Annotated in this window: 9 protein-coding genes; 3 read left to right on the top strand and 6 right to left on the bottom strand. The window is 60.0% G+C overall.

Going from position 1 to position 12,682, the window contains the following annotated elements:
• Positions 1 to 56: 56 nt before the first annotated feature.
• From gatB to pepN, 4 genes are all read right to left on the bottom strand, one after another.
• Entirely contained in the window at positions 57 to 1,568 is a 1,512-nt protein-coding gene (gatB, locus tag ACR0I0_RS06385) for an Asp-tRNA(Asn)/Glu-tRNA(Gln) amidotransferase subunit GatB (RefSeq protein WP_480490622.1), read from the bottom strand.
• An 81-nt stretch (positions 1,569 to 1,649) separates the two neighbouring features.
• Positions 1,650 to 2,909 (bottom strand): hypothetical protein, encoded by a 1,260-nt coding sequence (locus ACR0I0_RS06380; protein ID WP_245217960.1) that lies wholly within the window; start codon positions 2,907 to 2,909, stop codon positions 1,650 to 1,652.
• 129 nt (positions 2,910 to 3,038) lie between these two features.
• Positions 3,039 to 3,467, bottom strand: coding sequence for a hypothetical protein (locus ACR0I0_RS06375; RefSeq protein ID WP_171722931.1), 429 nt, complete (start codon positions 3,465 to 3,467; stop codon positions 3,039 to 3,041).
• A complete protein-coding gene (gene pepN, locus ACR0I0_RS06370) occupies positions 3,464 to 6,016 on the bottom strand; it encodes an aminopeptidase N (protein WP_480490620.1) in 2,553 nt (850 codons plus the stop codon). Before pepN ends, ACR0I0_RS06375 begins: the two co-directional genes overlap by 4 nt.
• Before the next feature lie 206 nt (positions 6,017 to 6,222).
• Between pepN and ACR0I0_RS06365 the strand changes: the two genes are divergently transcribed.
• The 3 genes from ACR0I0_RS06365 to ACR0I0_RS06355 all read left to right on the top strand — a co-directional run bounded on the left by ACR0I0_RS06365 (position 6,223) and on the right by ACR0I0_RS06355 (position 9,855).
• Entirely contained in the window at positions 6,223 to 8,358 is a 2,136-nt protein-coding gene (locus tag ACR0I0_RS06365) for a malate synthase G (protein WP_480490618.1), read from the top strand.
• 71 nt (positions 8,359 to 8,429) lie between these two features.
• Positions 8,430 to 8,855 (top strand): GlcG/HbpS family heme-binding protein, encoded by a 426-nt coding sequence (locus tag ACR0I0_RS06360; RefSeq protein ID WP_152458631.1) that lies wholly within the window; start codon positions 8,430 to 8,432, stop codon positions 8,853 to 8,855.
• Positions 8,856 to 9,075: 220 nt separating this feature from the next.
• Positions 9,076 to 9,855 (top strand): gamma-glutamyl-gamma-aminobutyrate hydrolase family protein, encoded by a 780-nt coding sequence (locus ACR0I0_RS06355; RefSeq protein WP_171631058.1) that lies wholly within the window; start codon positions 9,076 to 9,078, stop codon positions 9,853 to 9,855.
• 46 nt (positions 9,856 to 9,901) lie between these two features.
• Here ACR0I0_RS06355 and ACR0I0_RS06350 read toward each other — a convergent pair whose 3' ends face one another.
• Positions 9,902 to 12,142: a xanthine dehydrogenase family protein molybdopterin-binding subunit gene (locus ACR0I0_RS06350; protein ID WP_480490615.1), complete on the bottom strand. Its 2,241-nt coding sequence runs from the start codon at positions 12,140 to 12,142 to the stop codon at positions 9,902 to 9,904.
• 3 nt (positions 12,143 to 12,145) lie between these two features.
• Positions 12,146 to 12,610, bottom strand: coding sequence for a (2Fe-2S)-binding protein (locus ACR0I0_RS06345; protein ID WP_209832557.1), 465 nt, complete (start codon positions 12,608 to 12,610; stop codon positions 12,146 to 12,148).
• Positions 12,611 to 12,682: the final 72 nt, after the last annotated feature.

The raw sequence follows: 12,682 nt of genomic DNA, 5'->3' as shown, positions 1-12,682 counted from the left end.
ACCGGATTGTACAAACCCGCCAAAGATTGCCGGCCGGCTTGTACAAAACGAAAGGTTTACGAGCCCAGCTTCTTGCTGACCAGTTCGTTGACGGCTTTCGGGTTCGCCTTGCCGCCGGTGGCTTTCATGACCTGACCCACGAACCAGCCCGCCAGTTTCGGGTTCATCTTGGCCTTCTCGACCTGCGCCGGGTTGGCAGCGATGATCTCGTCCAGCGCGGCCTCGATCGCGCCGGTGTCGGTCACCTGTTTCATGCCGCGATCCTCGACGATCTGCGCCGGGTCGCCGCCTTCGGTATAGACGATCTCGAACAGCTCTTTGGCGATCTTGCCCGAAATCGCGTCCGAGGCGATCAGGTCGATGATCCCGCCCAGCTGCGCGGGCGAAACCGGCGAGTCGGTGATGTCGCGGTCGTCTTTCTTCAGGCGGCCGAACAGCTCGTTGATGACCCAGTTCGCCGCCAGTTTTCCGTTGCGGCCCTTGGCCACTTCTTCGAAATAGGCGGCGGATTCGACCTCGGCGGTCAACACTGATGCGTCATAGTCGGTCAGGCCGAACTCATTGATGAAACGCGCCTTTTTCTCGTCCGGCAGCTCGGGCAGCCTGGCGGCGATATCATCGACCCACGCTTGTTCGATCTCCAGCGGCAGCAGGTCGGGGTCAGGGAAATAGCGGTAATCATGCGCTTCTTCCTTGGACCGCATCGAACGGGTTTCACCCTTGTCCGGATCGTACAGACGCGTTTCCTGCTCGACCTTGCCACCACCTTCGACGATGGCGATCTGACGGCGGGCTTCGACCTCGATCGCTTGCTGGATGAAGCGCATCGAGTTCATGTTCTTGATCTCGCAACGCGTGCCCAGATGCGAAAAATCCTGTGTTTCCTGATACTTCTTATAGGCGCCGGGCAAACAGATCGAGACGTTCACATCGGCCCGCAGGTTGCCGTTCTGCATGTTGCCGTCGCAGGTGCCCAGGTAACGCATGATCTGACGCAGCTTGGCGATATAGGCCGCGGCCTCTTCCGGCCCGCGGATGTCGGGGCGGCTCACGATCTCCATTAGGCAGACACCGGTGCGGTTCAGGTCGACGAAGGACATATGCGGATCCATGTCGTGAATCGACTTGCCCGCGTCTTGTTCCATGTGGATACGCTCGATCCGCACCTTGCGCGCGGTACCGTCGCCCAGTTCGACCAGCACTTCGCCTTCGCCCACGATCGGGTGATACAACTGGGAAATCTGATACCCTTGCGGCAGGTCGGGGTAGAAATAATTCTTGCGGTCAAAGGCCGATTTCAGATTGATATCCGCCTTCAGGCCCAGCCCTGTGCGCACAGCTTGCTCAACGCAGTATTCGTTGATCACCGGCAGCATCCCCGGCATCGCCGCGTCCACGAAAGCCACGTTTGAATTCGGTTCCGCCCCGAATTGGGTGGATGCACCCGAAAACAGCTTGGCATTGGATGAGACCTGAGCATGCACCTCCATCCCGATCACCAGTTCCCAATCGTGCTTGGCCCCGGCAATGGTTTTGGGTTTGGGCATTTCGTATGTCAGATCGAGCATGGCGCGCCTCATTTCCGCAGAAGTCTAAGCCTGCGTATTAGGCCCGGCAGGGCTTAGGGGCAAGGGGGAATCCTGTCGTGTTCAGTTCTGGGAAAACCGCAGGCCCGACGGTGTGAATGTCACATCCATACCGCTGCGCAGTTCTTCCCGGAACAGATCCGAGATGGCGCGCAAGGCATCGCGCTGACCGCGCGCTGCAAATCGTTCGGGCGAGTTTATGCGGACGGAATTGTTGAAACCGTTGGCCGCATGCGCCCAGATCAACGGGTGCAATTCAGTCAGGTGATCGCGGATAAGCCGGTTTGCCGTGTCACGCATCTGCGAACGGACAAGGTCGGCCTGATCGTTCAGGCCAAATCCGTTCTGGACAGTGATCGCGCAGTAGGATGACAGCATGTTGATCATCTGCTGATCAGGCCGCAGGCGCAGGATATCGCGCAGGCCTTCAAGGAAATACTCGATATCGACGCGGGCACAGGCCTCTTCGTCCAATGCGATGGCGTCGAACTGAACCCATGTGTATCCGCCCGCGCCCCAGATATCCTGTGTCCTGGCGGCTGTACGCAAGGCTTGCAACTCCAGCTCTTCGTAGCTGCCGAACCACCGGGGCAGAAGATGGCTGCCCATCGCGCGCATGTGGCGCTGATTGCATGGATCCAGCGTGATCAGCCGTTCATATTCTTCGGCCACCCGCGCGTTGGATTTGCGCTGGCCAGCCAGCAGCGCACATCCGGTCGCTGCAATCAGGGGGCTGTCGGGGGCATCCTTCCTGCATTTGGGCAGGATTGCCGCGGCCCGGTCGAAATGCGCGGCGCAGCGTGACCGGTGCAAAGGTGGCAGCGTCGCGTCCGAGGCCGTTCCGCGCCATGCCCACGCCAGATCGATATGGGCAAGGGCAACAACGGTGGCGATCATCGGGTCATAGGGGTTGTCCGCCATCTCGCCTTCAAGTTCCGAGATGCCCCCCAACAGGTCGTAATCCGAGATGGCCGCGCCATCCGAGAGCGCATGTTCAGCGGCCAGAACAACGTCAGACCTTGCACCGAACGCCAGCAGATCGGCCACCGGCATACCATCCGCAACGGCGGCGCGATCCTGATCAGCTACGCGCATTTCCTGCGACAGCTCTGCCCAGCGGTCCTGCCGGGCGAGATAGCGGCCATGTTCGATCGTGGAATGTCCGATCAGATCATCGCGGTCGGATTTTGCGACGGGAATATTCAGCTGACCTTGCTCGGGCAAGGCAGCCGCAAGCGCGGATTTTGTCGCGCACAGATCTGCTGAAACATTTGTAGGAGTAGCTGTGGATGGGGCGAACAGTGCCCTTAGCGACCGAAACATGGCGATACTCAAAACTGTAAAAACGTATAACTGACACCGAAGTCTGGCGGGATATCGGGTTCAAATCAAGTAAATTGCCGATTAATTTCTTCTTTTCGTGTCCAATTCACCATTCAAGGGTCCAGTGTTTCAGAAAACAGTGAAATGATGCCGTTCTACGCGAAATCCGGCTTGTTTCAGAAGGGTTTCCAAATCCAGATGCGCTGGCAGCGACTCATCCGGCAGACGGATTCGTTTGCCGGAATGCAAAACGATCGACACTCGAACCGAGAAATCCCAACGGGTGTCAAAGCGGAAATGGTCGATGTCGCGCAGCGCGACCTCTGCCTGCCGGTTCCCCGTGAACCAGCTTAGCGCATCCTGATCCAATTGCATGCCTGCGCTGGTGTTCTGAACCACGTCCCAAAGTGCGGGCAGGGTGGCCAAAGACAGCAGCCCCGTGATCCACCAGGCCGCGTCAAACAGGACAACCAGCGTCAGCAACGCCGCATAAACGCCGGCCAGGATGGCCAGCGTTCGCAAATTCCGGTTGCTGCGGGCAAAGCTGTAAGGCGTCATGCGCCGAGGATGCGGGACACCATTTCGGTCGTGTCCCGCGACAGGTTCGGTGTTTCCGCGATGCGGGAAAGCTGCGCACGCATCAGGGCCTGACGATCCGGATCATACCGTTTCCAGGTCTGGAACGCCGAGCACATTCGGGCCGTGGTCTGTGGGTTCACCGGGTCCAGACGGATCAGCCAGTCGGCCAGCAGGGCGTATCCGGCGCCATCCGGTTGGTGGAACCCTGCGTGGTTCATCGCCAAGGCCCCCATGACGGCGCGGAACCTGTTCGGGTTTTTCCAGTTGAAATCGGAATGCTCGGTCAGGGTCGCGGCAATTGCGGGTGTCGCCTCGGGTGCTGCCATCGCGACTTGCAGGCCAAACCACTTGTCCATGACCAACCGGTCATGCTGCCACTGGTCGTAGAAGGCATCCAGCTGCGCCTCACCCTTGCGGGCGCGTAAAAGGCAAGACAATGCCGTCAGTTGCAATGTCATGTTGTCTGCCGTGTCGTACATCGCGGCCGCCATCGCCCCGCCGTCCAGACGAGAGGTCAGTGCCAGCGCGGCGCTGCCAAGTGCCCGTTTACCGGATTGCTCGGCGTCCGGGCTGTAGGGGACGTCCACCAAAGCCTCACTGTGCAGGCGGGGCAGCAAATCCTGTACGGTCTGGGCTGTTGCCTGCCGCAACGTTTCCACTGCGGTCCAGATCGCCATAGGGTCGGGCGTGTGGCCACGGTCGTGCAGGGCCGCTGCCAATTCCGATTGTGTCGGCAATCCCAGCATCAACGCACGATAGGCCGGGTCCAGTTCGTCATTGCGCAGCACAGTCAACACGCCGTCAAGGTAATCGGTATCCGGTGCCGCATCCTTAAGGATCATCCGCATCAGGGTGTCCTGCGCCAGATCCCGTCCTGCCTGCCAACGGTTAAACGGGTCCGTGTCATGCGCCAGAAGAAACGCGCGTTCCGCGTTCGACTGGTCATGTTCCAGAATGACAGGTGCCGAGAAATCGCGCAGGATCGATGCTGTGGGTTTCGCCGCCAGGCCAGTGAACGCAAAGCTCTGTTCGGCCTGCGTCAGTTCCAGCACTTCGGTCGCGCGAACTTCATCGCCGTTTGGCCCAATCAGGCCGACTGCAACCGGGATGACCTGAGGCAGTTTTTCCTCCTGTCCCGGCGTGGGGTCGGTTCGCTGTTTCAGCGTAAGTGTATAGGTGCCATCGGCCCAGTCTTCCTGAACCCCGACGCGCGGTGTGCCCGACTGGCTGTACCAGCGTTTGAATTGTGTCAGATCGCGCTCAGTGGTGTCTTCGAAAACCTTCAGCCAGTCCTCGATCGTGCAGGCCTGACCGTCATGGCGTTCAAAATACAGATCAAGCGCCTTGGCATAGGCCGCATCCCCGACCAACCGTTTCAGCATGCCGATCACCTCGGCGCCCTTCTCATAGACGGTGGCGGTGTAGAAGTTGTTGATCTCCTGAAAGCTTTCTGGGCGCACAGGATGCGACAACGGCCCGTTGTCCTCGGGGAACTGCCGGGCACGCAGGTCTATGGCATCGTGGATGCGCTTTACCGGGGCCGAGCGCATGTCCGAGGTGAATTGCGCATCCCGGAAAACTGTTAGACCTTCCTTGAGGCACAGCTGGAACCAGTCGCGGCAGGTGATGCGGTTGCCGGTCCAGTTGTGGAAATACTCATGCGCGATGATCGCCTCGATCCGTTCGAAATTGGCGTCGGTCGAAGTTTCGGGACTGGCGAGAACGGCCGACGAGTTGAAGATGTTCAGCCCCTTGTTTTCCATAGCGCCCATGTTGAAGTCATCGACGGCGACGATGTTGAAGACGTCCAGGTCGTATTCACGGCCATAGACATCCTCGTCCCATTTCATCGACTTCTTCAACGCCTCCATGCCGAAGGCGCATTTCCCCTCGTCTCCGGGACGGACCCAAAGGTTCAGTTCGACGGTGCGACCTGATCTGGTGGTGAACTGACCGGGATGTGCAATCAGGTCTCCGGCGACCAGAGCGAACAGATAGGCGGGTTTTGGCCATGGATCGACCCATTCGGCCCAACCTTCACCCTTGCCCGACGGGTTGCCGTTCGACAGCAGAACCGTCAGGTCGCCGTTGATCCGAACTGTGAAGGTGGACATCACGTCGGGACGGTCGGGATAGAAGGTGATCTTGCGGAACCCCTCGGCCTCGCACTGGGTGCAGTACATGCCGTTCGACATGTACAGACCTTCCAGCGCGGTATTGTTGCCGGGGTCGATTTCAACCTCGGCTTCCCACAGGAACGGGGCGTCCGGGACATCTGCGGTTAGTCCTTTGTCGGTCACGTCTGGCGTGATCTCGGCCCCGTCAATGGCGGCGCGGATCAAGTTCAGTTCTTCCCCGTGCAGAAAGAAGGTGCGGTCGGTTGCGTCAGGATTGGGCCGGAACGCAATGCGCGAGGTGACGCGCGTGGCGTGCGCGTCCAGATCAAAGGTCAGGTGCACGCTGTCCACCAGATAGCCAAACGGTGTGTAGTCTTTCAGGTAGATCGTGGTGGGGGCAGCGTCGCGCATCTTGGGCCTCGTATCTGTTCGGGACTGGCGCGACGTTAGGGGCTTCGTTCGGGCGCTGCAACCGGCCCTGCCATTGCCTTGAGGTTTTTGAAACAGCTTCAAGCCGAAGCGAATGCCCCAAATGACGGGATGAAAGTTGCCTATCGGAAACTTTCCGCCTAAGTCACAGTGCATACAATGGCGCACAATCGCAGGAGAGCAGGAATATGACGGACAGACAGACCCTGAGCGGACTGCAGATCGATCCGGTTTTGGCTGAGTTCATCGAGACGCAGGCGCTGCCGGGCACGGGCGTCTCTTCGCAGAAGTTCTGGGACGGCATGGCGCGGATGGTGGACGAACTGGGGCCGAAAAACCGTGAGCTGCTGGCCAAACGGGCCGAGATCCAAAGCCGCATCGATGGGTGGCACATGTCCCGAAAGGAGCAGAACACCGATGCCGCTGAATATGAGGCTTTCCTGAAAGAGATCGGGTATCTGGTCGAAGAAGGCGACGCGTTCCAGATTGAAACGGCCAAGGTCGACCCCGAGATCGCCCTGACCCCGGGCCCGCAACTGGTTGTTCCGATTACCAATGCACGCTTTGCCCTGAACGCGGCCAACGCGCGCTGGGGCAGCCTGTATGATGCGCTGTACGGAACCGATGCAATGGGGGATCTGCCGGCAAGCGGTGGCTATGATGCGGCGCGCGGCGCACGGGTGATCGCATGGGCCAAGGCGTTTCTGGATGATGCCGTGCCTCTGGCGTCGGGATCATGGGCGGATGTCACCGAACTGGGCATCACCGACGGTGCGTTGACCCCTGCGCTGGGCGATCCCGCTCAATTTGCCGGGTTTGGCGGTTCGGCGGACACGCCCGACTTTGTGCTGTTGAAAAACAACGGCCTGCACATCCAGATCATGATCGACTCCACAAGCAACATAGGCGCGACCGATCCCGCAGGCATTGCAGATGTCCAGTTGGAATCCGCACTGTCCACCATCATGGATTGCGAAGACTCGGTTGCCTGTGTCGATGCCGCCGACAAGGTTGTGGCCTATGGCAACTGGTTGGGCCTCATGAAAGGCGACCTGACCGAAGAGGTCACCAAGGGCGGCACAACGTTCACTCGGAAACTGGCCGAGGACCTGAGCTTTACCACTCCGTCGGGTGATCAGGCCAAGCTGAAAGGCCGGTCCCTGATGCTGGTGCGCAACGTGGGTCACCTGATGACCAACCCGGCCGTGCTTGACGCAGAAGGGCGCGAGATCGGCGAAGGCTTGATGGATGCTCTGTGCACCACCCTGATCGCCATGCACGACCTGAAGCAGGACGGGGGCAATTCTGTCGAGGGCTCTGTCTATGTGGTGAAGCCCAAGATGCACGGGCCCGAGGAAGTTGCGTTCTCGGTCGAGATATTCGACATGGTCGAAGACATTCTGGGCCTGCCGCGCAACACGGTGAAGCTGGGCATCATGGATGAGGAACGCCGCACCTCGGTCAACCTCAAAGAGTGCATTCGCGCCGCAAAATCACGCGTCGCCTTTATCAATACGGGTTTCCTGGACCGGACCGGCGACGAAATTCATACCTCGATGGAGGCCGGTCCGATGCTGCCCAAGGGCGACATCAAGAATACGCCATGGATTGCGGCCTATGAAGATCGCAATGTCGATATTGGTCTGGCCTGTGGCCTGAAGGGCAAGGCGCAGATCGGCAAGGGCATGTGGGCCATGCCGGATCGCATGGGCGATATGCTTGAGGCCAAGATCGGCCACCCCATGGCCGGAGCGACATGTGCCTGGGTGCCGTCGCCCACGGCCGCGACCCTGCACGCAACGCATTACCACAAGGTCGATGTGCTGGCCCGTCAGGACGAGCTGGCCGCAGGCGGCGCACGTGGTACGTTGAAGGATCTGTTGACCATCCCCTTGCTGGCTGGACGCAATCTGAGTGACGAGGAAATCACGCGTGAACTTGAAAACAATGCGCAGGGTATCCTCGGCTATGTCGTGCGTTGGGTCGATCAGGGCGTGGGCTGTTCTAAGGTGCCCGACATCAACGATGTCGGCCTGATGGAAGACCGCGCGACGTGTCGGATTTCGTCGCAGGCACTGGCCAACTGGCTGCATCACAGCATCGTGGATGAAGCTCAGGTCATGGCCGCACTGCAAAAGATGGCCGCCGTCGTGGATCGCCAGAATGAAGACGATCCGAATTACACACCGATGGCGCCGGGATTTGACGGTATCGCCTTTCAGGCCGCATGCGATCTGGTGTTCAAGGGCCGGGTTCAGCCCTCGGGCTATACCGAGCCGGTCCTGCATGCGCGCCGTCTGGAATTGAAAGCCAGCCAAAGATAACACCGACAAAAGCCCACAGACCAATCGTTTGCGGGCTTCGTCGAACTTCAATCTGACGAGAGGACCTTCAGATGTCAGTTTCCCTACGCAAGGCCCGCACCATCATCCGCAAAACCCTGGAAAAGGGCCGAGAGATGGAGTTGAAGCCGCTCTCAGTCGTGGTTCTGGACGCCGGTGGGCATGTCATTGCGTTCGAGCGCGAGGATGGTGCAGCACCGGGCCGGTTCGGGATTGCACAGGGCAAGGCCTATGGGTCGGTCATGCTGGGAATGGCGGGCACCGCGCAGATGCAGCGCGCTGAAACACAGGCCTATTTCATGGCCTCTGTAAATGGCGTCTATGGTGGTCAGGTCGTGCCTGTTCCGGGTGGCGTGCTGTTGCGTGATCGCAAGGGGGCCGTGATCGGCGCCGTTGGGGTTACCGGAGACACATCAGACAATGATGCGCTGGCCGCAATGGCGGGGATCGAGGCAGCCGGCCTGATCGGCGAGATTTAACAAGAGCGTTGTATTTATACGTCTTTCCCGCTGAGTGGGGAAATTTTTTCCATCGCGCAGATGTTCGTTGGAAAATTTTTCCAATTAAGCGGGGCGGGCCAGAACGTACAGTGCGTCTTCGAACACGTCCCTGCGCTTTCATGCAGGGCGTGTATTCTTGCACGTTAAAACCGCTGCCGCTAGCTTCCTTGACAGGCACAACAACAGCAGGGAAAGCGGAATGTCTCGGCCTGTCGTCGGTATCATCGGCAACTCGTACCTCATGAACGATCAATACCCCACACATGCTGGGGGAACGATGAATTCGGATGCCGTGGCCAACGTGTCAGGATGTCTTCCGTTGTTGATACCCGCAGATCCGCGTTACGTGTCGGTAGATGAGTTGTTGGAGGTCTGTGACGGCTTTTTGCTGACCGGCGGTCGCCCGAACGTGCACCCGGAAGAATACGGGGAACCTGCAACCGATGCACATGGCGAATTCGACCGGGCACGAGACGCCATAACTCTGCCGTTGGTTCGGGCCTGCGTTGAAAGGGGGCAGCCGTTTTTGGGCATCTGCCGGGGGTTTCAGGAAGTCAACGTTGCCATGGGCGGAACGCTTTATCCCGAGATACGCGATCTGCCGGGGCGGATGAACCACCGGATGCCGCCCGATGGAACCCTGGAGGAAAAGTTTGCCCTGCGTCATGTGGTGACACTGGAAAACGGCGGCGTTTTCCACAAACTGTTCGGCGCAACCGAGGTCATGACCAACACCTTGCACGGTCAGGGCATCAAAACGATTGGGCAGCGCGTGGTCATTGATGGCCATGCACCGGACGGGACGCCCGAAGCGATCTACATCAAGGATGCGCCCGGCTTTACCCTGTCGGTTCAATGGCATCCGGAATGGGACGCGATCAATGACCCGGTCTCGCGCCCCCTGTTCGAAGCCTTCGGTGATGCGGTGCGTGGATGGGCCGCCGGAACGGTTCATCAGGCAGTTCAAAAATCTGCCTGAATGACACCGGCCCCGACGAGGGGGAAATCGGGCCGGTGCCGTGCGATCAGACCAGCAGGTTGAACTGATTGATCAGCGGAAGCGAGCGGGCGCGCTTGCCCGTCAGGTCGAAAAGCGCATTGCCGAGTGCCGGCATCGAAGGCGGTGTTCCGGGCTCGCCCGCACCACCCATATGCTGATTGGTTTCCAGCACGCGCACCTCGACCTGCGGGGCTGTGTGCATCCGCATCGCGTCATAGTCGGGGAAGTTGAACTGCTCGACTTCGCCTTCCGCAAAGGTGATCTCACCGAAATACGCGGCAGACAGGCCGTACATCATGCCGCCGAACATCTGCGCCTTGACGTTTTCCGGGTCCAGCGCCAGCCCCATGTCGCAGGCAATCCAGGCCTTGCTGATGCGGATGGTGCCGTCTTCGTCGACCACTTCGATGACCTGGGCCACCGGAGTGCCGAAGCTGTATGTGAAAGCCACGCCCCGACCGACGCCTTCGGTCGTCTGACCCGTCCAGCCTGACATTTCCTTCACCGCTTCCAAACATCCCGCCGACGGCGCGTGTTCGTTCCTCATCAGCTCCAGCCGGAACTCCAGCGGATCACGGCCTGCGGCATGAGCCATCTCATCCATGAATGTTTCATGAAAAAAGCCGTTATGGCTGTTGCCGACCGAGCGCCAGAACCCCACGGGAACAGCCAAATCAGCAATGTGGCCGCTCATGCGGTAATTCGGTACCGCGTAGGGCTGGTTGAAGAAGCCCTCGACCAGCACTTTGTCGGGCCCTCCGCCGGGGAACCCGGTGTAGCGCTCGACCGCCTGTTGGGTCGGAGATTGGGCCGCGACCTTCCCGTCAACGAGCACGGCCTTGCCGTCCTGAACCGCGCCGCGCATCCGGGCGATGGCGCCGGGGCGGAAATAGTCGTGACGCATGTCCTCTTCGCGGCTCCAGGTCGTCTGAACCGGTGTGCCGGGCATGGCCATGGCAACCTTGGTTGCGATTTCGCCGAAATCCAGTTCGCCCCTGCGACCAAACCCGCCACCCAGATAGGTGGTGTGGATTTGGACGGCTTCGGTATCCAGACCGGCAGTGTTGGCAACGCGGAACTGAATCAGTGTGGGGGCCTGGTTGCCGCACCAGAGTTCCAACGCATTTCCCGTGTAGAGCGCGGTGGCATTCATTGGCTCCATCGTTGCATGGGCCAGATAGGGCACGCGATACTCGGCGGTGATTTCAATGGCGTTTTCCGGGCTCGCGCTGACATCGCCGTCGTCGCGCATGGTCGAGTTCGGTGCGTCGTCAAACGCCTCGGCGATCCTGGCAAAGATGTCTTCGGTTTCCGGCGGATAGGGCGCGTCGCCCCAATCGACATCAATGGCCTCGACTGCCTGATTGGCCAACCATGTGTTGCTTGCGATCACGGCCACGCCTGTGCCCAGATCGACGACCTTCTCAACCCCGGGCATGGATCTTGCGTCGCTGTCGTCAAAGCCGTTCATCGCGCCGCCCAGTTTGGGGTTCATTCGCACGCTGGCGAATTTCATGCCGGGCAGGCGGACATCGACGCCGAATTCAGCGGTGCCCGTCGCCTTGCCCACCATGTCGAGACGCGGTTGGCTTCGGCCCAGATAGCGCCATTCGAACGGGTCTCGCAACGGTACCTCAACGGGTTCCAACCCGGCGGCATCCTCGGCAAGCATTGAATAGGCGATCTTGTCGCCGTTGGGGGCAATGACATGGCCTGACGCCGTTTTCAGATCCGAGGGGTCGACGCCCAACCGGTTTGCGGCAGCGCGTTTGAGTGTTTCACGGGCCGAAGCACCGGCTTGCCGCATCCGGTCGAACCCATCTTTCATCGAGGTCGAGCCACCCGTGACTTGCAGGCTGAGCGTCTTGCCCAGAACACCCAGTGCCTCGCCCAGATTGTGCTGGAAATTCGAGATATCGTATCCCTTGTTTGGCAACCCTTCGCCCACAAGGGCCGAATTGTAATAGGCCGCCGCAGCGGGGCCGTGCAGAACGGTGATCTGATCCAGATCGACATCCAGTTCCTCGGCGATCAGCGCGGCCCATGTGGTTCGGACGCCCTGACCCATTTCCGCGCGGGGCGCGAACAATGTGACGCCGTTCTGGTCAATCAGCACAAACGGGTTCAGTGCTGCCTCTCCTTCGCGGGGTTTCAAGGGGTTGCCCGCAGGGCGGGTCACGTAATAGGCCCCGAAGGCCACGCCGCCAACGATCGCGGCAGAGCCGATCAGGAACGTACGGCGGAGGATTTTTCCAACGGAAGCCATTGCTTACGCCTCCTTCAGCTTGGATGCCGCGTCATGGATTGCTGCGCGGATAAGGGGATAGGTGCCGCAGCGGCACAGGTTGCCCTGCATCGCTTCGTCGATGTCTGCGTCAGAGGGGGCCGGGTTTTCCACCAGCAATGCCGCGGCCTGCATGATCTGGCCCGACTGGCAGTATCCGCACTGCGCGACCTGATGATCGATCCAGGCCTGTTGGATCGTGGCCAGCGCGTCCGGCGAGCCGAGCCCTTCGATCGTGGTCACGTCACCCCAGACATCCGAAAGCGCCACCTGGCAGGAGCGCACGGCCTCGCCATCGATATGCACGGTGCAGGCCCCGCATGCGGCCACGCCGCAGCCGAACTTGGTGCCGGTCAGCCCGACCTCGTCCCGCAGAACCCAAAGAAGGGGGACGTCATCAGGCAGATCCACCTGATGTTGCTTGCCGTTGATCTTCAGGGTCGTCGCCATGGCGCACCTCGTGTTGCTGTGGCTGGTTTCTGACATAATTGTGGGAAAGTGTCAGGATGTCAATTGACAAAT

This window comes from Ruegeria sp. AG6, assembly GCF_056541565.1.
Note: the sequence above shows the minus strand (reverse complement) of the source record. Positions and strands in the feature narration are given on the sequence as shown.